This window comes from Leptospira brenneri (genome assembly GCF_002812125.1).
GTDB classification, from domain to species: Bacteria; Spirochaetota; Leptospiria; order Leptospirales; family Leptospiraceae; genus Leptospira_A; species Leptospira_A brenneri.
In genome coordinates this window covers 39,948-64,210 of the sequence record NZ_NPDQ01000001.1, presented here as the reverse complement: position 1 = coordinate 64,210, position 24,263 = coordinate 39,948, and the positions used below count along the sequence as shown (strand labels likewise).

At 38.0% G+C, this 24,263-nt stretch carries 24 protein-coding genes; 7 read left to right on the top strand and 17 right to left on the bottom strand.

Annotation, left to right across the window (positions count from 1 at the left end):
* Positions 1-57: 57 nt before the first annotated feature.
* Positions 58-1,620 (top strand): GTPase HflX, encoded by a 1,563-nt coding sequence (hflX, locus tag CH361_RS00325; protein ID WP_100788852.1) that lies wholly within the window; start codon positions 58-60, stop codon positions 1,618-1,620.
* On the opposite strand, the gene CH361_RS00320 is transcribed toward hflX, so the two are convergent.
* Positions 1,604-1,975, bottom strand: coding sequence for an STAS domain-containing protein (locus tag CH361_RS00320; protein WP_100788851.1), 372 nt, complete (start codon positions 1,973-1,975; stop codon positions 1,604-1,606). The two genes, hflX and CH361_RS00320, sit on opposite strands and share 17 nt — an antisense overlap.
* Positions 1,976-1,978: 3 nt before the next feature.
* Positions 1,979-3,262, bottom strand: a complete 1,284-nt coding sequence (locus CH361_RS00315; RefSeq protein WP_100788850.1) for a homoserine dehydrogenase — start codon at positions 3,260-3,262, stop codon at positions 1,979-1,981.
* 144 nt (positions 3,263-3,406) lie between these two features.
* On the opposite strand from CH361_RS00315, the gene CH361_RS00310 reads away from it, so the two are divergent.
* Positions 3,407-4,051 (top strand): hypothetical protein, encoded by a 645-nt coding sequence (locus CH361_RS00310; RefSeq protein ID WP_100788849.1) that lies wholly within the window; start codon positions 3,407-3,409, stop codon positions 4,049-4,051.
* Positions 4,052-4,054: 3 nt separating this feature from the next.
* Here the strand turns inward: CH361_RS00310 and CH361_RS00305 are convergent, their stop codons facing one another.
* Complete coding sequence (locus CH361_RS00305) at positions 4,055-4,666, bottom strand: hypothetical protein (RefSeq protein WP_100789390.1); 612 nt, start codon at positions 4,664-4,666, stop codon at positions 4,055-4,057.
* A gap of 94 nt (positions 4,667-4,760) precedes the next feature.
* Between CH361_RS00305 and CH361_RS00300 the strand changes: the two genes are divergently transcribed.
* Entirely contained in the window at positions 4,761-6,029 is a 1,269-nt protein-coding gene (locus CH361_RS00300) for a formylglycine-generating enzyme family protein (RefSeq protein ID WP_100788848.1), read from the top strand.
* A 1-nt stretch (position 6,030) separates the two neighbouring features.
* Here CH361_RS00300 and CH361_RS00295 read toward each other — a convergent pair whose 3' ends face one another.
* The 3 genes from CH361_RS00295 to CH361_RS00285 are packed head-to-tail and all read right to left on the bottom strand — an operon-like array spanning position 6,031 to position 9,546.
* Complete coding sequence (locus CH361_RS00295; protein WP_100788847.1) at positions 6,031-6,492, bottom strand: MarR family winged helix-turn-helix transcriptional regulator; 462 nt, start codon at positions 6,490-6,492, stop codon at positions 6,031-6,033.
* 37 nt (positions 6,493-6,529) lie between these two features.
* Entirely contained in the window at positions 6,530-8,116 is a 1,587-nt protein-coding gene (locus CH361_RS00290; RefSeq protein ID WP_100788846.1) for a phytoene desaturase family protein, read from the bottom strand.
* Positions 8,116-9,546 carry a DUF4139 domain-containing protein gene (locus CH361_RS00285; protein WP_100789389.1) on the bottom strand — a complete coding sequence of 477 codons (1,431 nt, stop codon included), beginning with the start codon at positions 9,544-9,546 and terminating at the stop codon, positions 8,116-8,118. Before CH361_RS00285 ends, CH361_RS00290 begins: the two co-directional genes overlap by 1 nt.
* Positions 9,547-9,638: 92 nt before the next feature.
* Here CH361_RS00285 and mtnP point away from each other — a divergent pair, with 92 nt between their 5' ends.
* Complete coding sequence (mtnP, locus tag CH361_RS00280) at positions 9,639-10,502, top strand: S-methyl-5'-thioadenosine phosphorylase (protein WP_100788845.1); 864 nt, start codon at positions 9,639-9,641, stop codon at positions 10,500-10,502.
* Here mtnP and CH361_RS00275 read toward each other — a convergent pair.
* The gene (locus CH361_RS00275) at positions 10,499-10,891 is read right to left on the bottom strand and encodes an STAS domain-containing protein (RefSeq protein ID WP_100788844.1); all 393 of its coding nucleotides are present in this window, start codon (positions 10,889-10,891) and stop codon (positions 10,499-10,501) included. The two genes, mtnP and CH361_RS00275, sit on opposite strands and share 4 nt — an antisense overlap.
* Positions 10,888-12,057, bottom strand: coding sequence for a galactokinase (gene galK / locus CH361_RS00270; RefSeq protein ID WP_100788843.1), 1,170 nt, complete (start codon positions 12,055-12,057; stop codon positions 10,888-10,890). Before galK ends, CH361_RS00275 begins: the two co-directional genes overlap by 4 nt.
* A gap of 44 nt (positions 12,058-12,101) precedes the next feature.
* On the opposite strand from galK, the gene CH361_RS00265 reads away from it, so the two are divergent.
* The gene (locus tag CH361_RS00265) at positions 12,102-13,445 is read left to right on the top strand and encodes a glucose-6-phosphate isomerase (RefSeq protein ID WP_100788842.1); all 1,344 of its coding nucleotides are present in this window, start codon (positions 12,102-12,104) and stop codon (positions 13,443-13,445) included.
* On the opposite strand, the gene CH361_RS00260 is transcribed toward CH361_RS00265, so the two are convergent.
* From CH361_RS00260 to CH361_RS00245, 4 genes are read right to left on the bottom strand one after another with little or no spacing between them, the layout of a single operon-like run.
* Positions 13,431-14,153 (bottom strand): nucleotidyltransferase family protein, encoded by a 723-nt coding sequence (locus CH361_RS00260; protein ID WP_100788841.1) that lies wholly within the window; start codon positions 14,151-14,153, stop codon positions 13,431-13,433. The genes CH361_RS00265 and CH361_RS00260 overlap by 15 nt on opposite strands.
* Positions 14,150-15,133, bottom strand: coding sequence for an aminoglycoside phosphotransferase family protein (locus CH361_RS00255; protein ID WP_100788840.1), 984 nt, complete (start codon positions 15,131-15,133; stop codon positions 14,150-14,152). Before CH361_RS00255 ends, CH361_RS00260 begins: the two co-directional genes overlap by 4 nt.
* 8 nt (positions 15,134-15,141) lie before the next feature.
* A complete protein-coding gene (locus CH361_RS00250; protein WP_100788839.1) occupies positions 15,142-16,653 on the bottom strand; it encodes a hybrid sensor histidine kinase/response regulator in 1,512 nt (503 codons plus the stop codon).
* Positions 16,646-18,436, bottom strand: coding sequence for an ATP-binding protein (locus CH361_RS00245; protein WP_100788838.1), 1,791 nt, complete (start codon positions 18,434-18,436; stop codon positions 16,646-16,648). The genes CH361_RS00250 and CH361_RS00245 overlap by 8 nt, the downstream gene beginning before the upstream one ends.
* A gap of 61 nt (positions 18,437-18,497) precedes the next feature.
* Between CH361_RS00245 and CH361_RS00240 the strand changes: the two genes are divergently transcribed.
* Positions 18,498-19,307, top strand: a complete 810-nt coding sequence (locus CH361_RS00240; RefSeq protein WP_100788837.1) for an alpha/beta fold hydrolase — start codon at positions 18,498-18,500, stop codon at positions 19,305-19,307.
* Here the strand turns inward: CH361_RS00240 and CH361_RS00235 are convergent, their stop codons facing one another.
* Entirely contained in the window at positions 19,308-19,541 is a 234-nt protein-coding gene (locus tag CH361_RS00235; RefSeq protein ID WP_100788836.1) for a ferredoxin, read from the bottom strand.
* 49 nt (positions 19,542-19,590) lie between these two features.
* On the opposite strand from CH361_RS00235, the gene CH361_RS00230 reads away from it, so the two are divergent.
* A complete protein-coding gene (locus CH361_RS00230; protein ID WP_100788835.1) occupies positions 19,591-19,956 on the top strand; it encodes a response regulator in 366 nt (121 codons plus the stop codon).
* 2 nt (positions 19,957-19,958) lie between these two features.
* On the opposite strand, the gene CH361_RS00225 is transcribed toward CH361_RS00230, so the two are convergent.
* Genes CH361_RS00225 through CH361_RS00210 form a run of 4 tightly spaced genes read right to left on the bottom strand, consistent with a single transcriptional unit; the run spans position 19,959 to position 24,255 of the window.
* Positions 19,959-20,735, bottom strand: a complete 777-nt coding sequence (locus CH361_RS00225; RefSeq protein WP_100788834.1) for a TlyA family RNA methyltransferase — start codon at positions 20,733-20,735, stop codon at positions 19,959-19,961.
* Positions 20,716-21,639: a polyprenyl synthetase family protein gene (locus CH361_RS00220; RefSeq protein ID WP_100788833.1), complete on the bottom strand. Its 924-nt coding sequence runs from the start codon at positions 21,637-21,639 to the stop codon at positions 20,716-20,718. The genes CH361_RS00225 and CH361_RS00220 overlap by 20 nt, the downstream gene beginning before the upstream one ends.
* A 51-nt stretch (positions 21,640-21,690) precedes the next feature.
* A complete protein-coding gene (locus CH361_RS00215) occupies positions 21,691-22,104 on the bottom strand; it encodes a nucleoside-diphosphate kinase (protein ID WP_100788832.1) in 414 nt (137 codons plus the stop codon).
* A gap of 42 nt (positions 22,105-22,146) precedes the next feature.
* Positions 22,147-24,255: a cation:proton antiporter domain-containing protein gene (locus tag CH361_RS00210; protein ID WP_100788831.1), complete on the bottom strand. Its 2,109-nt coding sequence runs from the start codon at positions 24,253-24,255 to the stop codon at positions 22,147-22,149.
* Positions 24,256-24,263 lie beyond the last annotated feature (8 nt).

The window sequence follows — 24,263 nt, the reverse complement described above, 5'->3', positions numbered from 1 at the left end:
TTAAAAAAGTTAAAATCTCTCTCCGAAAGGCGTCTTAGAGAGGATTCTATCATCTCTATGGACCTTGCAAGGCTTGTCGGTGAGATTTCGGTAGAAATTGGCAGGCAGGTTGGGCTTCTCATTGAAAGGACAGGTTATGTCACACATCTCATTGTTGGCAATGACCACTCCATTGAAATCCCACATTTGGACCGGTACCGGGTGGCTCACTCAAGACTCCGGGGCTTACGACTTTTTCACACACATCTCAAAGAACATCCGTTAAACCAAGAAGATTTAATGGACCTTGTCCTCAACCGATTTGATTCCATCACAGCTGCTTGTGTGGGTTCTGATGGAATTCCCAAATTCTTTTTTTCAGCATTTATCAATCCAGATCCAGATGCGAAAGAACCTTGGATTCTCTCTCCCAAACAATATCCAGGCCAAATCAAGTATGGATACTTGGAACAAGTGGAAGCACTCGAATCCGAATTCACAAAAAAAACTTCCAACCTCAAAGAATCACAAAAAGAAAACCGTGCCTTCCTTGTGGGTGTCTATGATGTCCGTAAAATGAAACGTTCGCCAGACCATTCGATGGCGGAACTCAAAGAACTTTGTCGTACAGCCGGAGTCCATGTTGTAGATACCTATGTTCAAAAAAGAGATCCCGATCCCAGAACTGTTGTAGGGAAAGGAAAGTTACAAGAAATCATTTTAACGTCAGTTCATAAAGACATAGAACATTTGATTTTTGATTTGGAACTCACTCCTTCGCAGGCAAAAAAAATCTCCGATGCTAGTGATTTAAAAATCATCGATCGTACCCAACTCATTTTAGATATATTCTCTAAAAATGCAAAATCAAGAGATGGAAAACTCCAGGTAGAACTGGCTCAACTTAAATATTTAAAAAATCGACTTTCAGAACTCGATGACAATATGAGTCGCCTAACGGGTGGTATTGGTGGAAGAGGACCGGGGGAAACCAAACTAGAAATTGGAAACAGGCGAGTGGAAGAAAAAATCACTCGTTTGGAAAACGAACTAAGAGACCTAAAACGCCGACGCGAACTGAACCGAAAAGCTCGTTCTAGGAATGAGATCCCCATTGTGGGAATTGTTGGTTATACAAATGCCGGAAAATCAACCCTTCTCAATGCCCTTACCAATTCTACCGTCATTGCTGAAGACAAACTATTTGCTACTTTAGATCCTACAACTCGAAGGATTCGGTTCCCTGAAGAACGAGAAATCATCATCTCTGACACGGTTGGATTCATTCATGACCTTCCGCCAGATCTATCTCAGGCTTTCAAAGCCACGCTGGAGGAATTGGGAGACGCCGACCTACTTTTGCATGTAGTTGATTCCACAAACTCTAATTATGCGGAGCAAATGGAAGCGGTAGACACAATTCTCAATTCCTTACAGTTAAATGAAATCCCGAGAATGGTGGTTTTTAACAAAGCCGATGGTTTGGATGAAGAAACTAGAGCCTCTTTTGAAAAAAACGAAACTTTACTGGTTTCTGCTGTTACCAGAGAAGGTCTCTCTCATCTTTTGGATTTGATTGAAGAAGAACTTTGGAAAAAGAAGGAGATAAACCAAACTCTGGTGGCTATTCCCAGTGAGTGATGGCTTCCTGCTTTGTATTGAAAATTTGCACCTTACGTGGTAAATCCATCAACCGAATTACATTTTCCAAAAAATGATTTAAACCACCGATTAGAATTTTTCCGTGATTGCTCTCTACGGTTTTGATGATACCGATGAGGGTCGCCACACCAATGCTATTGATATAGTCCAACTTAGTGAGTTCTAAAATGATATTGTAAACGGAATCTCGAAAGATCACCGAAATGTTACGATTGATCTCATACGCATTGGTATTTGTGATTTGGCCGACAAAAGAAACAACTAGAACCCGTTCGCCTTTGATTTCAACGAATTCCGTTTTTAGATTTAAGGATGGAAACTGTAAATCCGCCATGGGTTACAGTTTTTCCAGAAGTCGGATTGCCACAGTTTTTTGTTTGATGATGGAAGACATAGTATCAATTTCCTGAAGGGATTTCTGAAATTCTCCTTCCGTCGCTGCATGGGTGACAACAATCACGGATACGGGTTCGGATGTAGACTCCTTCTGTTGGACGGATGCAATTGAAATATTATGACGGCCGAGGACCCGAGAAATTTCCGCAAGGACCCCTGGTTGGTCTACGGTAGAAAAACGTAGGTAATACCGAACCAAATTATCAGGTTCTGGAAATACTTTGGCTTCGGGGAAAAAGTTATTTTCTTTCGCGACGTCTTTACTACCCAATCGGGATGCATAGTAGATGATGTCGGAAAGAACAGCACTTGCGGTTGGCATTCCACCAGCACCTTTTCCAGTAATCATTCCCGAATCAGCTTCTTTGGTTTTATAAAACACAGCATTGGATTCGTTCATGACATTTGCCAAAGGATGGTCGAGGGGAACAAGAGTCGGATGGACTTTGGTGAGAACACCCGCCGAACTTCGTTTAGAGATTCCTAAAAGTTTGATTCGGTAACCGAGAGAAAGGGCGGATTGGATGTCCAATGACTGTAAATCAGAAATTCCTTTTACCGATAAGGATGCGAACGAAACGTACTCACGGAAAGCAAGACTTGCCAGCAAACTAATTTTGTGACCAGCATCGATCCCTTCCACATCAAAGGTAGGGTCTGCTTCTGCAAATCCCAAGTCTTGTGCCTTTTTTAAAGCTGTGGAATAATCCCAGGCTTCCTGTTCCATTTTGGTTAAGATGAAATTAGTGGTCCCATTGAGAATGCCGCAGATGACTTCAAACTCGCAGGAAGAGAGCCCATCTCGTAAAGTGCGAATGATGGGAATGGAACCGGCAACCGCTGCTTCATATCCAAGTTCTGCTCCTGTTTTTGTGGCGATTGGATACAATTCTCGGCCTTTTTCGGATAACAACGCCTTATTGGCAGTAATGACTGTTTTGCCATTTTCTAATGCAGAATGAACGGCTTTATAGGCCATATCGGTTCCGCCTATCAATTCAACAATCAAGTCGATATCTGAACGTTTTGTAACCGACAGTACATCATCCGTTACTGGAACGTTCGTTTTACCTTGGAGTTTTCCCGGGCTACGGGTGGCAATCGCCGTTAGTTGTAAGTTGATTCCATAATGACGTTGGATTTTTTCTCGGTTTTTATCCAAGAGTTGGAGTAAGCTAGTGCCGACAACTCCGGCACCCAATAGACCAATACGAACTTCTTTCATCTAGGATCACGATTTCGTAGGAGAAAGGGAAACACACTTAAAAAAAATTTAAAAAAAAACAAATTTGAGAAGAAGTTCTTCAGCTTTTTTTGTTTTTATGTGATAACTATAATTAGAATTGTCTCGGCAATAAGGATTATCATTATGGCAACGAAAAAATCATCATCTGCCGCTAAGAAGAAGGCTGTTAAAAAAGCGGCTAAGAAAACAAATACGGTTAAGAAACAATCTACAAGAAACGAAAGTGCATCGCTTTTCAGAAACGATGAGTCCGCGCAAGTTTCTCTTCAATCCCCGGTATCTCATTCCGAAGGATCTTCTCAATCAAAAGAATCCGGAAATGGAGTGTATCTATTTTTGGTTCTAGCCGGAGTGCTTGCAATCGGGTATTTAGGATATGTGAAATACTTCAAAACAAAAGCACCAGCACCAGTGGCGACTGCTTCTGTTCCTGCTGATGCACAAACCAAACCAGTTCCAGAACCAGAGAAAAAAGCTGAAGAGACTCCTGTGGAAGAATCTACTGCTGGATTCCTAGTGGACAAAGTAGCTTCTAAAAAATGGACAGAAGCTTCTGCTTATTGTAAATCAGTGGGTGGAGTGGTTCCTTCTAAAGATGATCTCGTAAAATTTGCAGCAACTGCTCCAAAAGAGATCAAATCTAGCGAAGAGAAATATTGGACCAAAACAGAAGTGGATAAAAAATTAGGTCTTGCTTACCGTTTCTCTAATGGAAAAGCACCTAAGGTTGATAAAGCAACTTCCTTAAAGGTTCTTTGTAAAAATTAATCTCTAACGAGAGTTCGATTGGATCGGGGCTAGAATTTCTCTTCTGATTTTGTCCGCAAGGTCAGAAGAGGCAAACATCTTCCCCGATGCATCTGTTAAATAAAAACTGTCTTTGGCACGACCTGTTTCGAAGTCTGTTTCGATGGTTGCACTGCGAATATCGATTTGGTTCTGCATCAAAATCCGAGACACATAATACAACAAACCCCGCCCAGCACTACTTTCTAAATACAAACAGGTTTCGTTTCTCTCGGGAAGGTCACTGAAGATAAACTCTGGTGTCTCTCTAAAGAAAGTGGCGACCGCCGGTTCTTGGATTTGTAATTTCTCCAGGATTTCTTCAAATTTGGTATTTTTTGAAAATAAGGAATCCATCATCATTCCTAGTTTGAAAGCGGCTTGGGTGGTATCACCTCCATCTGCCTGTAAAATAAACGAATCGATTGTAAATTCGTGACCTTGTTCTATGACTGTGCTAAGTTCCCCGGAAAGGATGTCCATTTTGAGAGCATAAATGATCGTGGCGATTCGGTGGAAGGTACCGATTTGGGTAGAATCCGTTTTTAAGGAAATGAGGATATTTTCCTTCTCTCGTTTGTACTGAAACTCGATCAATCTGACATTTCCTTTTCCCACAGATTGTATACATGCACAGGAAATTTCAATCAAAAGGTTTCTGCAAAATACGCCGAAGATGATAAAAGACAGTATGAAAAATTTACTATTGATTCTATTCGTTTGGGGGATCGCTACCGCTCCTCTTATTTCACAAGAGGAACCTTCGGAAGAATCACCATTTGCATCGACTAAAAAGAAAGTCCAACTATGGAAAGGGGAAGTTGTTGGCGTTTATAAAAATAGGCTTTGGATCAAGGTTCGTATTTATCGCAACCAACGAATTTCTAAACTTTCCTTAAACGAAATTAAGTCATTATTTGCAGATACAAAAGAATTTCCTGTGTATCAAAAACTGACAGATCTCAAACAAGGAGTCCTTGTGGTTAGGGATACCGTTTGGGAAGAGAAAAACATAAGTAAAAAAAATCAATTCATAGAAGTTGTGTTAGTAGGTGATTATAAACCAGACCTAAACTCAAAAATGAAAGAGATCACAACCGATGCTTACATTTCTAGTTATATTGAAGAAGATTTTTTTACAGAACCAGATGCCTTTTTTAAAGGAAGATTTACCCCTCCTAGAAAAACTGTGTTTCATCCTAAAGACAGAAAGGAAATGGTTCTTGTTACAAGAGGTCTTTTTTTATACGGCCAAGGAACCGATCCTTCTAGTGATAGTTTCAATCCTTATTATTTAGAACCCAAACCTTCCAACCTAAAAGAAATTCCGTCCTTTTATATTGATAAGTTTGAAGTGACGAATGCTGAATACGCTTACTTTTTAAAACAAACTAATACGCAAAACCCACCCCATTGGATTGGGGGAAAATATCCAGAAGGAGAAGGAGATTTTCCTGTCATTCATCTAACTTACCGTGAAGTAGAACGTTATGCCAGTTGGGTGGGAAAACGAATTCCAAACGAATGGGAATGGGAAAAAGCTGCCAGAGGCCCTGGTGTGATCGAATTTACCAATCGAGATGAAACCTTGGGTTACCAAATCATTGCTACCAAATATCCATTTGGTGATGAGTATGATTCTTTGTATTGTAATACCAGAGAATCCAAACTGGGAAAAGCACAGTCCGTTTTTGAGTTATCCACGGAAGGGGCAAGTCCTTATGGTGCCATTGGAATGTGTGGGAATGCTCCGGAATGGACTTCCAGTGATTACCAACTTTACCCTGGCCACCATATCAAAAACTTTTCTTTTGGGAAAATTTACAAAGTGGTTCGTGGGGGTTCGTATTCTGATTCTGCTAAGAATTCTACAGCGAGTGCAAGATCATATGGTGGGATTCCCAACCTTTCGGAAGATAGGCGAGCGGGATTTCGTCTGGTGATGGATTACAGAGACTAAGTTACTTACAAAGCGCTTCTGTTTTTTTTCCAAGTTTTTTACAGATCTTTCCAAGGACTTCTTGTTCTTCTGGAGACAATACTGCAAATTCAGAAGTGATCCGTTTTACATGGTCAGGGAAAATTTGTTCGATGAGTTTTTTTCCTTCAGCTGTTAGGTGAACGGAAATAAACCGTCTGTCTTCCACACCACGTACCCTTTCTACCAGGTTTCTTTTTTCCAGGTTGTCGATCACAAGTGTGATATTCCCTGTACTTTTGAGGATTTTGTCCCCGAGGTCTTTTTGGCAAAGAGGTCCCAAATGGTACAAAGTCTCCAAAACCCCGAATTGGCTCTCTGAGATACTCCATTTGGTAAACTCAGAAATCAGACGAGAAGACAGAGATTCGGCAGCACGTTTCAACTTAATGAAAGCATCCAGCGCTTGTACTTCTTTTTTGGTTCCTTTAAATTTTGTTCCCATCAATTTAATATCAAACTATCGAATCTTAAACCATTTGTCAACCGGTTTCTTGGCTCTTTTGAAAAAGTTCTTTCATCAGCCGAAGTGTTCCCGTGAGCCCTAAAACCACAGAAGAAGCTGCGATTCCGCCCATGAGAGCGCCAGCAACTCCGGGAGAACAGGCATCTGCTCCCGTTAGGTAAAGATTTTTGACAGTAGTCCTCACACCTAACCATTCTTGTCGAAAGCGTTCCGGTGTACAGGAAAGTCCGTAAATCGAACCTTCTTTATGTCCGGTAAAAAACTCTGTGGTAATAGGAGTGGAGAGTTCCGTGAACTCAATGAGATCTCGAAATCCAGGAAACCGAACTTCTAAAAATTCTAACATCCCTTCCGTGATGGTTTCTTTGAGTTTGGTATAGTCTTCCCCTCTTTTTTTCCAGGGTTCGTCTTTCCATTTTGCAAATAAAGAATAATCAGCAAAACTAATGGCCTCTGCAGTATGGTCTTCTGCTTCAGGATTTTTTAAAGAAGGGAAGGATAGATACATCATCGGAGGTTTCCCTTTTGCTAAATCATTTCTTTTCGCATAACAATTGTCATGATTTATCTCAGGGAAAATCCAATGGTTTTCGCCATGGAATCCAAGTTTTTTGGGAGATTCCTTAAATCCAATATAGAGTGTGATGGAGGTGGTTCCTTGGGAACTGAGAGTTTCCAAAGGTTTTTGGAAAGAAGCGGAATGTTCCTTGGGTAATAATCTGTTATAGGTAGTATAAGCTCCGGCATCGGAAACAATTACATCTGCGAAAAACTCCTCTTCTGAAAAACTTTTTCCTTTTTGAACTTCTACCTTCACCCCCACAGCCTTGTCCCCATCCAAAAGGATTTCTTTAACTTTGTGTAGAATTTTTAAACTTCCACCGTTTTCTTCTACAATAGGCTCAATAGAATCTACAATTTTGGAAGAACCACCTATTGGAAAATAACCACCATGGAAATAATGTGTGACGATCATCGAATGGATGGCAAAGGATGAGGCCGAGGGAGGAAGTCCATAATCACCCCACTGGGAACAAAGAAGGGCTCTTAAGTTTTCATCCCGAATATGAGTGTCCATATATTCTTTGGTTGTGATGTACGGTGTTGGAATATGGTTTAGGTTTAAGAACTTAGCTGCCTTTTCAAATACTGCCGGTAAAGCCTTCAAGGTAAAATGCCTTCCAAACCATTGGGTAAAGGTTTCGATGTCACGAAAGTATTGGTCAATGGAATCTGTTTCTAAAGGAAATTTTTGTTTTAGATCTGCTATGAATTTTTCTTTTTCTCCATAAACTGGAAAACTAAAATCGGGATAATCAAAAACTTCAAAAGGTTCTTCCATTTTGTTCCATTTCACACCTTTCCTTGTGATGGAATCAAAAAGAGTTCGTAACATAGAACCTTCACCTAAGTCTCCGATATAATGGATCCCCACATCCCATTCAAATTTACCAAGTCGTTTGAAAGTATGAGTAAACCCACCTAACTTAAAGTGACGTTCGAGAACGAGTACTTTCTTTTTGGCAACTTGAGAAAGGATAGAGGCGACCGTAAGGCCACCAATACCCGATCCAATGATGATTACATCATATTTGTTTTCCATTAATGGTATTTAGTTTCTACAGTGTATTCCACAGTTACAGTTTCGTTCGCTTTTAGAGGAACATCTGTATATGCTTTTGTTGCAGATTCTTTTGTAAATTTATGGGAAGACTTTGTTATATTCCAATCACCCCAAAGACTCGCATAAAATCGAACTTCAATTTCTTCTTTTTTTCTATTTCGAATTTCTGCAGAGTAGGTCGACTTATCTCCTCGAGAAAGTTTAAACACTTCGTTTGAAAGTCGTTTGCCGTTAGCAACTACATCAAAGGCTTGTCCTGTTCGAATTTTTACTTCTTCGTTCTCAGGTGTATGGTCAATTGTGTCCTCACCCAGAAGTTGTTGGCGTCCTTTGGAATCTGCTTTAAAAACACGAATGGTTCCTTGTGGGAGTGGCCTTCCTAAATTGTTTTTCTTTGCATTTTTAAAGATGTATTTGACGGTTGCGTTATTGAAATTCTTTTCATTTCCTTCATACATAGGTAGATTTTCAAAAACAAAATATTTTTTGATTTCAATTCCTTCCGATTGAAAGAGTTGAACTTGTTTCGTTTGATTGTAACCAATGTTTGTCGGTTGGTCTAAAGTGTATAAATAGTATTCAGACAAATTTTCTTGGTTAAATTCTGGAGCATCAGCTTCAGCATATTCTTTTGTCATGGTTTTTTTCACAGTACGTTCTTTTACAGCATAAGATGAAACTTGATTGGAGACCAAATTTACTTTTCCTGCAACGAGTTGTAATACTGCGTTTTTGAATTCTGCACCAGAGTTGTTATTTAGGGTAACCCAAGAATTCAACCCACAATTATTTTCTTCTTTGTCCAAAACGAGGATATAGTCAGCCGACCAACCAAGGCCATGGGTTTGGTATGATACTTCTAATGTTTGTTCTTTTTCTGTATCATTCTTTAATTTCCAAACAAGAGTAGGTTTTGCATAAAGATTTTCTGGGATGGTGGGAACTGTCACCCTTCCATTGTAACCTAGTGAAATTTCATCCCCAATTTTATAAACGGGGTTTCCGTTGTTTGCGATCAAAGTGGCTTTGACTGAAGTTGTTTTTTCTTTTCCTTCGTTGTGAAGAGTTACTTCTTTTCCAATGTATTTGTCCATAAGCCGTTCTGGAGAAATTAAATCATATTCGTAGTTTTGTTCAAAGACAGTGAGTTTTTTGCCATCTTCCCCTTTGACCCTTACGGTTTGTGGAATGATTTGAGAAGGAACATCTTCGAAGCGTAAAGTACGAATTCCCTTGGAGAGATTTAGACTTCGTGTTTCTCGAACGAGACCAATCCCACCGTTATAAATAGTCACACTGACTGTTTTACGATCAGATTGTGTCGACAGGTCAAAAGCGGAATCGGAAGTGATACCTGCTGTAAAAATCAGAAGTGTAAGAGTGGTTAAGGATAATATTTTGGATTTCATGTATTCTCCCATGAGCATTCTACAGTCTCTGAATGCAAAAAACGAATGCAACTAAAATCGTTAGAAGAAAACTGCACTTTAAGGGGATTCGTATGGCAAATGTAGTGAAAATCGGGGTCATTGGTGGAACAGGCCTGTATTCAATTGATGGAATGGAGATCATTCAGGAAATCCATCCAGAAACTCCTTGGGGCAAACCATCGGACACGATTACAATTGGTCGGTTTAAAGGGAAAGAAATTGCCTTTTTACCAAGGCACGGGAAAGGACATTTTTTAAATCCTAGCGAAGTTCCTGCACGAGCCAATATTGCCGCATTAAAACAGTTAGGCGTAGAAGAAATCATTGCTTTTAGTTCTGTCGGAAGTCTTCGTCAAGAAATTGCTCCTAGAGATTTTGTAATTCCTTCGCAAATCATCGATCGTACCAAAGCAAGACCATCTACATTTTTTGAAAATGGAATGGTTGCTCACGCTCCTTTTGCAGATCCCTTTTCTCCGGGTCTTGGAAAAAAAGTAGAAGAAGCCGCAAAACAAATCGGTCTACCCATCCATGCTAACAAAACATTGATCTGTATGGAAGGACCCCTTTTCTCTACAAGAGCTGAATCTCATATGTATAGATCTTGGGGAGCTGACATCATCAATATGACAGTTCTTCCCGAAGCAAAACTAGCAAGAGAAGCAGAGATTCTTTATCAAATGATTTGTATGTCTACAGACTATGACTGTTGGAAAGAAGATGAAGCTCATGTGACTTTGGAAATGGTTTTGGGGAATTTAAATAAAAATGCAGAAACAGCAAAGAAGTTGTTATCAGCACTCATTGACCTTTTAGGAAAATCGGATGATACTAGCCTAGTAGGAAGTACAAAGTTTTCTTTGGTAACCTCTCCAGAAAAAAGAAATCCGGAACAAATTGAAAAATTAAAATTTCTTTTTCCTACTTATTTCTAAACTGCTTGAACAGCCTGTTCCAATGTTGGAAAAATTTGGAGTAGGCTTTTTAGTTTCGTTAATTCCAATACATATCTAACTTTTTCAGACGGTGAAATGATTCGAATATATCCTTTTTGTTTCATCAGTCTGGAATGGACTCCCAAACAAACTCCAAGCCCAGAACTATCAATATAACTGACCTGTTCAAAGTTTAAATAAATATAATTGATGCCTTTAGAGATCAGGATTTCCAAATTTTCTTTCATAATCTGGGAATTGTAAAGATTGATTTCTCCTGATAACTCAAAGTATACAGCAGTTTCTGCGAGGGGCACAAATCTTTGGTGGAGGACTTCCATTTTAAAGTCTCCGCTTTCGACTGTGTAATCACTCCAGTTTTCGATCATAAAAAAATTTCCTTTACCCCGTCCGAAATTTGAAACTTGTAGAAGTCTAACGCAAGGTTAAATTTTTGTTGATAACTTTTTTTTAAAACTTCTTCGATTTCAGAAAAATGATCCTTCTTGTCTAGTACGAGTACGCATCCACCGAATCCACCACCGATCATTCTGGCACCAATGACACCTGCATTCTCTAAGGAATCAACAATGAAATCAGTTTCGGGGCAAGAGACCTCAAAATCTTTTGATAAAGACCAATGTGTGCGAAACAATGCCGATCCAACTTCTGAAAAATTCCCAGACTCTAGTCCATTAATGACAATTTTTGTCCGTTCTCTTTCAGAGGTGACATGTTTGGTTCTTTTACCTTCTTCTTCTGTTAGGTGGCAGTTAGATATCTCCAAATCGGATAAATCAACGTCATATAAATGTGTAAATTTCGGATGATTTGTTTGAATTTTAATCAATGCTGATTCGCATTCGGCCCGGCGATTGTTGTAGGAACTGTCTTTTAAGTTATGTTTTACATTCGAGTTAATCAGGTAAAATTCGTAGTCTCCAAGATCAAAATGGTGATACGAATATTTTAGTGTATCAGTATTTAAGGAAATACAATCATTCTCTTTTCCAACAGCGATGATGAATTGATCCATAATCCCACATTTGGTTCCAACAAAATTGTTTTCAGCTCTTTGTCCTATTAGAGCAATTTCTTCTTTGGGAATCCTTAGTCCAAATGTCTCCTGAATGGCAAAACCAGTGACTACTTCCAATGCAGCCGAAGAAGAAAGACCTGATCCTTGAGGGATATTTCCATCCACGAGGAAATCGAATCCAGGAACGGTGTGGCCTTTTTTTTCTATTTCAACAATGACTCCGGCCACATAGTCCGACCAAGGTGATTTCGAATTTTGTAATAGAGGTTTTTTTAATTCAACTGTTTCGTTATGTGTGACTGAGTGAAGATGATAGCTAGAAGTATTGTTTGGACGAATATAGACTTGCACAGCGAAATTAATCGCAGCTGGAAGGACCGTTCCTCCTAAATAATCTACATGTTCACCAATTATATTGATTCTAGCTGGAGCTTGGAACAAACGCGGTAGTTGTTTTGTTTTTCCAAATAATGACTCAAATTGATTCAAATTTTCTTTACTTCTAAAAGAATCCACTTCATCTTCCTTTCGATGCCATACTTTATTTTAGGACAGGTGCTATGTCGAACCTAAAAATTTCGGATCGATTTGTGAAATCTTTTCTTACTGAAACTTTACTTCAGAAAGGATTAGAAAATGCCGAGAAAGCCCGACAGACTTTACTTCAAAAAACAGGAATGGGGAAAGAGTTTTTAGGTTGGGTGGATCTTCCCGGCCAAACCAGTTCGGAAGATTTGCAAAGGATACGATTGGCTGCCGAAACGATCCAATCTCATTCTCAATATTTAGTCGTAGTAGGAATTGGTGGAAGTTATTTGGGGGCAAGGGCAGTGATTGAAGCACTGACACCAGAATTTGGTGGTCATGAATCCAATAAAAAATCAGTAAAAATCATTTATGCCGGTCATCATTTAGATTCAGATTATCATTCACGTTTACTTGCTTTCCTGGAAAATAAAGAGTTTTCAGTCAATGTGATCTCAAAGTCGGGAACAACAACTGAACCTGCGATCGCCTTTCGTTTGTTACTTTCTCTTTTGGAAAGAAAGTACGGAAAAGAGAATGTTAAAAATCGAGTTTTTGCAACGACCGATAAAGAAAAAGGTGCTTTGAAACAACTTGCTGACGAATATGGGTTTCCCACTTTTGTTATCCCTGATGATGTGGGGGGGCGTTATTCTGTGTTTACAGCTGTGGGACTATTACCAATTGCTGCGGCAGGATTTAGTATAAATAAACTCATTGATGGTGCCAAACAAATGGAGGCTGAGCTTAAAGAAAAAACTGCTTCCGAAGGCAACGTGGCCACAATGTATGCAGCAATTCGAAATAATCTCTATACAAACGGAAAAAAAATAGAAATCTTTGTTAGTTATACTCCTGCATTGTCTTTCGTTTCTGAATGGTGGAAACAACTGTTTGGCGAAAGTGAAGGAAAAACTGGAAAAGGAATTTTCCCCGCTTCGGTTCAATTCACAACGGACCTCCATTCTATGGGCCAATATATCCAAGACGGCGAACGTACTTTGATGGAAACAATTATCAAAATAGAATCTCCAAAACAAGATTTATACCTCACAGAAAAAACAGACGATCGTGATGGTTTGAATTATTTAGCAGGTAAAAAACTTTCAGAAGTAAATCAAAGTGCAATGCTCGGAACTCTGATTGCTCATAAAGATGGGGGAGTGCCTTGTTTAGAAATTACCTTACCATCCTTAAATGAAGAAATGATTGGTGAACTTTTATATTTTTTTGAATTTGCTTGTGGAATTTCTGGTTATATGTTAGGTGTAAATCCTTTTGATCAACCAGGTGTGGAAGATTATAAAAATAATATGTTTGCTCTTCTCGGGAAAAAAGGATACGAAAAACGAAAAGAAGAGATTCTAAGTCATATTTGAAGTTTCGAGAAAGACCTGAATTTTTGGAAGTTCGCTTCCAAAAATATCTTTCGTTGCATAGGAATCCCAAAGTTCTTTTGTACCTAAGTCCAAAACATTGCCACTAAACACTTCTCCGGTAATCTCTCCTCTCTCAGCGCATTCCTTAAAGATATCAGAGAGATCATAATATTGATCCTTTTCTAAATGGATGAGGCAGTTTGGATCTAAGATGGCAAGTCCAATGTAATAATAAGATCCATTTCCAAATTCTAAAATTCCATTACTGAGAATATTTATTTTTGTATAGTTCTGTCCTTCGGGAGTTGGAAGTAAGTATAAATGAATTTTTGTTTTATCAGATAAGTGATTCTTTGGTGTAAAATCTGAATTTGGGAAAAATAAAGTGTCTGGATTGATTAGTAAAATTGGATCATTTAGTGATTCTTTAGGAAGACCAGTTCGAATTCCTCCTGCTGTACCTAAAATTTTCTCTTTCTCTTCCAATACTTCTATTGGTAGTTCTTTAAAACTCTCTAGATGTGATTTGATTTGACCACCTAAGTAGTGTGTGTTGATCCAAACTTTAGAAATCTTCCATTGTTTCAGTAAATATAAACTGTAATCAAGTAAAGTAATACCTTGAATCTTTAATAACGGTTTAGGACTGTTTTCTGTGAGAATTCCCATCCTTTTTCCAAATCCAGCCGCCAATACAAAGGCATTCATAAATTTTTAAAGTCCTTATGACGGCTTAGTTCTTCCCGTAAACTACGAACAAAAATATACAATGAGTCAGCAAACATTCCCAATTGAATGATTTCTTCCAATTGATTTAAACAGGAAATAATGGATGGTTTGAATTTATCTTTTCCATGGTCTGTAACCATTCGAAAGTAAGTTCCAAGAGCCTTAAAGGATCGTTGTAGTGCTTGGAGATAAAACGTATCGTTAAATTTTTTTGTTTGGTCAGTATTTCTTTCCCGAAATGATTTTAACATCAAAGAACGAAAATCTCTCGGTAAAGGATAGTATGCATCGTATAAAATGGAAGCGAGATCGTATTGCGGGACACCCATTCTTGCATCCTGAAAATCAATCAAAGCATAGTCAGAATTAGGTGAAATTAAAACATTGCGACAATGAAAATCTCTATGCGTAAATACATTGATTGGATATTGACTTAAATAACCAACTGTCTCTTCAATAAATGCCTTGGCTTCATTCGAAAATTTTGTTCTGATTTGGAATAAATTTTGAAATCCTTCGTATTTTTCCAATGTTAAGTTTGTTTCGAAACTTAATTTTTCTGTATCAAATTTTCTATTTTTTACGAGAGGTGGTGGATCCAATGTTTGGAGTTTTAAAATTAAATCGATTAGGATTGGAAATTTATTTTTATAATCATTTAAGTGATAAGTGCTAAAGTCATCCAAACCTTCAAAACTCATAAAGGTTAACCCAAACTTTCTATTTACATCTAAAACTTTTGGGGAGTTTATTTTATTTTGATTCAGAAATTCAGAAATAATAATGAAATCTTCATTCACAGTCTCATCTACACAAACAACTTCTTCTGGATTTTTTAGAGAAGTTAGACGAAAGTACCGTCGGCTAGAGGCTTCTTCTTGTAGAGGAACGATTTTACAATCTCTACCACTACGAGAGAGAATTAAATCTAATTGTGAGTCATTAAGTCCTGGATACACTTAAGTCACTATGTTTCTGAAACCTTTGGAAAAATAAAATGAAATTTGGATCCTTTTCCAATAGTTGAATCAATTTCTAAGTGAATTTCAAAATTATCTACGATTTGTTTGACAACAAACATTCCAAGACCTGTCCCTTTTCCTAATTCCTTAGTTGTAAAATAGGGTTCATAAATTTTATCTAAAGTTTCTTGGGACATACCTTCGCCATCATCAGTAATGACTAGATGGGAATTTTTTTGATCAATATAGGACGAAATTTCAATGGTTCCAATGTTATTAGTAGCATCAGCTGCATTTAGTAAGATATTGGAAAGCAAGAGAGCAAATTGGTCTGAATTCATTCGGATCGGAATTTCTTCCGTAGATTCTTCTCTTTTGATCTGACAGTATTTTAATTTGGCTGTTTCTTTGAATACTTGAAGAACAGAATTAACTTCTTTATTTAAATCTAAAATTTTTGATTGTTCACCGTTAGATTTTAAAGATTTTCCTAGTTGTAATAAGTTTGAGGTAAGCGCTCTTAACTTTTCAGTTTGGTTGAGGGTTACTTTTAAGGCTCTATCTTTTAACATGTTATCGGCATTTTCTCTGGAGGCCATTTCCACAAAACCTTGGATGGCGGTAAGTGAATTATTGATTTCGTGTCCAATGCTTGCGGCCACTACAGATAAAAATGCTCTTCGTTCTGAATGGATGAGTTGTTCTACCATCAACTTCTTTTGTGTTACATCTCGGATCACACCAGTGTAATAAGTATCCCCATCCAAACTATAAGAACAAATGGCAATATCCGCTAAAAATGTTGTAGAATCCGAACGTAATAAAGTAACATCCGATAATTGCAAAGTAGATTGATTGGATTCTTCATTTAAAACTTTTGAAACCTGAGTCATATATTTTTGCATTTTATTTTCTGTGAATAAAATCCTTACTGACTGCCCAATTAAATCTAAAGGAATTTTAAATCGAAACATTTCAAAACTTGCTTTGTTTGCCGAAACAACTGTTAATTTAGAATCAATTGTGATTACGGCATCCGATGTTGCATTGAGTATGGCCGCGTTTTGTCTATTTAAATCTAAGTTTTGTGTTCGAAGGGCTTTTTCTAATTTTTCCGATAACATTAGTTTTTCGAGATCAGAATCTTTTTGGTTCTTAACCTCTAGAGCTCGTTTTACAACGGAAAGAATTTGGGTTTTATCTACAGGTTTAGAAATATATTCAAAAGCATGATAACGAATTGCTGATTCTGCAGAAGATAAATTTGGATTTCCGGTAATCAAAATGACAGGTAGATTAATTTGTTTTTCTGCGATGAATTTGGTGAAATCAATTCCTGACATTCCAGACATTAGAATATCAGAAATTACGATTGAAAAAGTTTCTCCTGCAGAAATTCTTTGGATCGCTTCTGTAGCCGATTCCGCAAGTTCAATTTGGTATCCTTCGCGAGATAAAACTCTTTTTAAGGCAATTCGAATGTCTTCTTCATCATCTATGATTAAAATTTTATCCATTATCGTCTGTATGAGCAGGAAGGTAAATTTCTACCTTTGTTCCTGTTCCTTCCTTTGTTTTAATATAGATTTCGCCACCGTGTTCTGCGATGATCTTCTTTGAAATAGACAACCCTAAGCCAGTACCTTGTTTATTTCTTCTTGTTGTAAATAATGGTAAAAAAACTTTTTCTAAAGTTTCGTCATCAATCCCTGGTCCATTGTCTTCGACGGTAAAAACAACCCATTCTTTTTTTTGATTTTTTACTAAATCGATACCCAATTCAATTTTTGGAAACTGTCTCAAACTCTCCATTTCTGAAAGTGCATTGATGGAGTTTACCACACAATTAATTAATACTTGTTCAATTTCCTGCCATCGAACAAAAATTCCCGGTAAATTTGGATTGGCCCGCCTTTTAAAATCAATGTTCTTCTTTCGGCAACTCACTTCTACAAGTTCACTTGTACGAACCAAAATATAATAAGGGGAAACAAAATCCCGATTTGGACTTTCCATCCTTCCTAAATCAAGTAATGCTTTCACCAAGTCTCGAATGCGTAGATTTGCAGATTCAATTTTTTTTAGAATATTACGTCTTTCATTCGGATCGGTTTCATCCACTGTAATTAAATCATCTAAATACAAAAGAGCACTTTGGAGTGGATTGTTAATTTCATGCGCAAGGCCTGCGGCAATTTCACCGATACTTGCAAATTTCATTGATTCTATCAATTGACGATCCATTTGTTTTGCTTCAGTAATATCCGAGAAAACTAACATTATTTTTTTATCATAAGGATCATATCGCCTGACAGGTATAAAGCGAATTTCAAAAGTCCGTTCTTCACCAAGGAGTAAATATTCGAATTCTGTGGTTTCAACGTTTTGATTTTCTACGACAGAATTCAAAACATTAAGCATTTTAGATCTTACTTTTTCATCAAAAAAATGGAAGATATCTTCACCAACTTCAAATGCAAAAACTTGAAATAATAGAAATTTAAATATGGGCGCAATTTCTATTATTTTTGCTTCTTGGTTAATGATTACAAAACCATTATTCATTGTCGCAAAGAATGTTCGTAATTTATCTTCACCGTATTTGAGAATACGTTCCGCATTTTGTAACTCAGAAAGATCTAAAAGAAGGATTGTAATGCCAGTTTGTTTGCCTTGGTCCGTTGTGATAAAACTTTGAAGCTGAAAACTAACCAACTTACCTTTCTGTGGTTGGAATTCGATAATCCGTTTTATGTTTTGTTTGAGTATTTCTTGTTTAAAATTTTCAGATAATCGAAGTATTTCAAAAGCATTATAGGATTGAATTTTTTCATTTGATAATTGAAAAAAATGAACGAACCGCGTATTCGCATAAGTAATGTTTCCATTTAAATCTGCTTGTAAGAAAGGAATTTCTAAATGGTCTACAATTTCAGAATTTTCGCCTGCATATTCATGATTCCAGTTGATCGTAAATGAATATATCTCTGTGTCAGGATCAAAGAATTCTATTAGTGAGGAAAAATGAACAGATACAGCAATCCTTTCCGAATTTTGATTTTTTAGGAACCATTTGTAGTCACTTTTCGAATGGGGATGTGTATGAATTTCTGAAATTAAAAGGTCATAGTCATAAAAAAGATTTTGGATTTCCAATGACTTTTGATTTTTAAGTTCCAAACGTTCCCTTGTGTTTTCGTCAATATAAAGGACTTGTTTGGATTTAAGATCGACGAAAACCAATCCATTCTGGGAATGGGAAAGTAGCTGCGATAGTCTTTCGATTTTTGAATTTAACATTATGATAAAATATTTTTACCGAAGCTTATTTCGAAATTATCAGTCCCAGAGACGTAAATCAATGAAAAATATGGGCGGAATCCCCTGTTTCGTAGCTATGGGTGGGCATAACATTTTTTATTGGAAATTTGGAAATGGCAACAAAAAACCCATCGTTTTTTTTCATGGTTTACTTGATGAAAGTTTTGGATTTCGAAGGGTCGTAAAAGAGTTGTTAGATGATGGATACCCACTCTATGTATTTGACTTACCTGGTTATGGTCAAAGTAAACTACCCTTAGTAAAATATTTATACCAAATTGATGTATGGGCAGATTTACTTCTTGAGTGTTTTCAAAAATTAGATCTAAAAGATATTTGTCTAGTAGGTCATTCCATGGGGGGACTTACTTCTCAACATCTAGTTCTGAAGGATTCCTTAAAAATAGTCAAAAAACTAATTCTTCTTGCTCCGGGCGGGATTCCACATCCAGAACGAGAAAGAATGCGAAAAATTCTATTTCCTAAAACCGAAAAACAGGTGGTATTACTCCTTCGTTATCTTTATGGAGAAGAATTTCCCGAACCTGGATATTTATTTCGCCATACTCTTGTTACAATTTGGAATGAAAAACCAAATGAATACTTACAAGAAAATACCTTACGTAGAGAAAATGAGATTTTTTTTGATTCAAAAATTAAAGAAATAAAAATTCCTACTTTGATACTTGCTGGAGCAGAAGACGAAATCACTCCACCGTTTATGATGAAAAAAATGAAATCTTACATCAAAAAAAGTAAATTAGTTTGGATTCCAAAGGTTAGACATGCAATCCATTTGGAGAAACCTATCGTAGTGGCTGAAAATATCAGAATATTCTATAATTCTTAATTATTCGCCGTCATCGCCAATTGCGTCCACTGGACACATGGCCATTGCAGCTTTCGCCTGTTTTTCTTCAGCGGGAGTTGTTGGTTGGTTTTTGAAGAAAATATGGCTTTCATCCGAGCTGTATTGGAGTAAACCAGGGGCTTCCTTGATGCAGTCGTTACAAGGAACACAGGTCTGGTCGACATAGTATTTCCCTGGGACATTCTCCGGTTGTTTGCTACTTTTATCTGCCATAGAGTATTTTTACTTTTTAACAGACCCCCCCTTATAAAATAAAGCATATATGACGAAAAAGAACATCCTCATCGTGGAGGATGAACCCTTCCTCGGGCTCAATATCAAACAGAAAATCGAATCTTTTGGTTTTCATGTGATTGCTGTTGTACCTTCTGGGGATGAGGCCTTCCAAATAGTTTCGGAAAAGGTTCCGGACCTTATTTTAATGGATATTAATTTGGAAGGTTCTTTGAATGGGATCGAAACGGCAGAATCCTTAAGGGAACAATTCTCTGTACCGGTTTTGTTTTTAACCGGATTTTTGGACGATACAGCCAAACACCGAATCAATAATAACCCGTCTTATGCCTATTTGATGAAACCTTTCACCACAGACCAATTGAAAGAAGCTGTCTCTGGTTTTACTGTCTAAGGTTATTTTACCGAATCCTTCCATTCCCATCGAATCAGAAACTCTCTGTTCCCGTCGGCACCTTGGATGGGAGATTCCGCGAGTCCTAAAAATTTAAGTCTTGAATCTAAGTTTTTGATCTTACGCCATATTGTTCTAATCGTATAACCAATATGATGCGAATCTTTTAGAACACCTTTTTCTAATTTGGATGGATGAACTTCGAATTGAGGTTTGAATAAAGAAATCCCTTGCCAAACAATCTTTGGTTTGGATTGAAAAAGTACAATCAATGATCCAAAAACCGGAACCAAAGAAATAAAACTCAAATCCATAGTAATCCAAGTTTCTTCTGTTAAAGGTTCTAACTCTGTGATGGAAAGGTCTTTTAGATGGGTGCGATCAAAGACGGTGACTTTGGGATTGTTTGCTATCTTTTGGGCTAGTTGTCCATAACCAACATCCACTGCAATGACTCGAGCTGCCCCTTTTTCCAATAAGACCTGGCAAAAACCCCCGGTGGAGGCACCCAAATCGATACAAGTTTTGTTTTCCACATTGGATGTGGGAAAGGAATCAAAAGCACCAAGAAGTTTGTAAGCTCCTCGAGATACGTAGGTTTTGATTTTTTCTTTGGTGCGGACTATGTCCTTGGGAGAAATTTTTGTTCCAATTTTAGAAACAACAATATCGTTTACAAGGACGGAACCGGACAAAACGAGAGATTGTGCTTTTTTTAAATCGATCGCATAACCTTCACGAACGAGAAAATCATCGAGTCTATTTTTTTCTTTCGGCAATGTATTTTGGCAGTCCTAAAAAGAATTCATTGTTTAAAGACGGTAATTCAGAAACGAGAGAAATTGCCTTTGTAACGGACTCATCTCTTAGTTTTTTAGCGGTTTCCAATCCATAAAGGCTAGGGTAGGTGAGTTTACCGGCTTTGGCATCTTTACCAGGAGTTTTTCCTAATTCTTCCAGATTCCCTTCTACATCCAAGATATCATCGGTAATTTGGAATAATAATCCAATTTCTTTCGCATAACTAGAAATTACGGATTCTCTTTCCAACCAGTCGGGGCGGAGTCGGTTCCCTAGTAGAAAGGATGCTTCAATGAGAGCTCCCGTTTTTTTTTCGTGGATGGAACATAGTCTAGATTCCTGATCACTAGTGCTTGGATTTTTTTCTTCTTCAATGTCTTCCATTTGCCCAAGAATCATCCCATTCATTCCGGCACCTTTGTGTAGGATTTGGATGGAATCACGAATGGCATTTGGGTCTGTGGGTTCGAGTAGAGATAACAAATAGAAACTAATGGAGTTAAGTGCATCGCCCGCAAGGATGGCGGTTGCCTCATCAAACTGGATATGGCAAGTGGGCATTCCTCGCCGAGTGTCGTCATTGTCCATAGCCGGAAGGTCGTCATGGATGAGAGAATAGGTATGAATGCACTCAACGGCAAGCGCCGCTAAATACGCCGGCTTGTGATTATGGAAACCAGATTCTCTCATCACAGCTTCTGGATTCAAAAAAGAATTGAGCACAAAAATCGGTCGGATTCTTTTTCCCCCGGCCCTTAAACTATACAAACAAGCATCCGTTATGCGAGTCTGTGGTTGGAATAATTTCTTAGTATAGGACTCAAAAAAAGAATCAAAAAGTTGTTTGGAAGTTTTTAGAATTTGGAGAAAGGATGATGACACAGGAAAAAGACCGGTCCTACCTAAAGAACCGATCGTTTGGTTGGTTTCAAATTAATTGAGTTCATACCCTTTGAAGAAAAACGCAATTTCTTGGAGCGCGTTTGCGACAGAGTCAGAACCGTGAACTGCGTTAGCTTCTTTGCTTTCTGCAAAAAGAGCACGGATGGTTCCCGCTTTTGCTTCTTTTGGATCAGTGGCACCAATCACATCTCTCCAATGAGTCACTGCATTGTCTCTTTCAAGAGCGCAAGCAACGATTGGGCCAGATGCCATGTATGTGCAAAGATCATTGTAAAATGGACGAGCCGCATGGACTGCGTAAAATTGTTTTGCGTCTTCGAGGCTGAGTTTTAGGAATTTCATTCCTAGGATTTTAAATCCTTCTTTTTCAATTCTTTGAAGGATGTCACCGATGTGTTTGTTTTTTACAGCATCGGGTTTAAGCATGATAAAAGTTCTTTCCATATCTCCAGTAGCTTGGAGAAACCGAAAAAAGCAATCGAATCTTTAGGTAGCTAAAAAACGAACCAAAAGAAATGAAGTGGGGAGTAGGTCCATCTTTTCAAAACCCAGTTCTTCCCAAACGTTCAAATCAATCAGGATCAATGAAAAACCCGTGATTTTATTTAAGGAAATGGGATAGGGATTCAAATCCGTTTCCGGTTGGACCAAATCGTCCACCTTAATTTTGTTCGACTTCATTCCTTTGAGCGAAGTTAGTTTTTGAGCAAAACCAAGGATTGGGTCTTTTTCTCCCTTATAAATAATCGCAATTTTTTCCAGAGAATCGAGGCCATTATCGATGAGAACTCCAACGGTTGCAGGGCAATAGTTCAAAATTCCTTTGATTTTGCCTCCCGTATAACTTCGGGAAAATAAAGGTTTGGCGGCACCAATGAATAAGGTGTCCGTATGTTTGACTTTAGCAAAGTTGACAATTTCATATGTCACGTTGTCTGTAATCCGATATTCTGTTTGGACTTGGATTCCCATACTGGAGCCTGTTTGGCGGATGGCTTCAAAACTAGCATCTCGGTAACGACGAATTTCTTCATTGGAAAGGGAATCGTTCGGGGAAATATGAAGGGCGGTGATATCTAAATTTTTCTTTTGGTTGCCGGAGAGAGAATAAGCAAGCCTAACTAAACTTTTTCCCATTTTTTCTTGAGCAAATGCCACTAACACACGTAATTTGTGGTCCATTGGTTTTTCTGCGGGAATTTGTTTTTCCGATTTTGAAAAGATCTTTTGGATTCCATCCAAAAGTGGTCCAGTAGAAAGAGTGGTCACAAGTGCCATAAGGACAAATACGGCAAAGATCTCTGGACTTAAAATTCCAAGATCGTATCCAATGTTAAGAACCACAAGTTCCATAAGGCCTCTTGTGTTCATAAGGGCACCGATGGAAAGTGAATCTTCCCAATTGGATCCTGCGATCTTTGCAGCAAAAGCACTTCCTATAAATTTTCCAACAACCGCAACAAGGATCACTAAACCAAATACCATCCAAAGATGAGAACCGCTCAGAAGTCCAATTTCCGTTCTAAGTCCGGTGATCACGAAAAAAATAGGGAGAAATAAAATGACAGCAAGGTCTTCGATCTTTTCAGCAATCAGCTTTTTTAGATTTCCTTCGGAAGGCATAATCACACCGGCAAGGAAGGCACCAAACAATGCATGGATTCCTATTACTTCTGTAGTGAGTGAGGATAAAAACAGAATCATTAGGATGAGAGCCACTGCAGATCGTGTTAGATTTTCACGAGAAATATAAATGGATCCCAATCGTTTGAGAAAGGGTGCCACTAAATAGATCATACTTAGGATATAAGCAAAAGATAATCCAATGGTAAAGAGGGCTGTGTTTAAGTTCCCGGCTTTGGATATGGTAACAATAATCGCAAGTAAGATCCAAGCCGTGATATCATCCGCTGCGGCACAGGTGAGAACCATGGCCCCGAGAGGAGTTCTTGTGAGATTCCTTTCCTGAAGGATTCTGGCAAGGACTGGGAAGGCCGTGATACTCATTGCTATTCCCATAAAGAGCGAAAAAGACAAAAAACCTACATTTTCAGGTGCATAGTCAGTATAAAAGTAATAAGCCAAAATCATTCCTAAAAAGAAAGGAAAGATGATACTCGCATGACTGATGATAATTGCCGAGTGGGCTTTGTTTTTGAGAACGGAAAGATCTAGTTCCATCCCAATGATGAACATAAAAAGAACTAAACCAATTTGGCTTAAAGTTCCGAGTGTTGGTAAACTTGTGGGTGGAAACAAAAACCCCATTGTCTCTGGGAAGTAGTAACCAAGTAAAGATGGTCCGAGTAAAATCCCCGCAACAATTTCTCCCATCACGGAAGGTTGTTTGAGTTTACGAGAGAAAATATATCCAACAAATCTTGCCGATCCACAAACGATGATGATTTGGAGGAAAAGGAGTGCTAAGGGGTGGTGGAAGCGGTTAAAAAAATTCTCTGTATCTAAGTTTTCCGCACTTACAGGAATGATATTTTTTGTGACTTCCAGTAAGTTCCCTGCTTCTAAAAGAAGGTAACCAAGGGTTCCAAATATTAGTAAGGTGAATCCATAAAAAAAAGAAGAACGTGTTCTCATAAAATCCT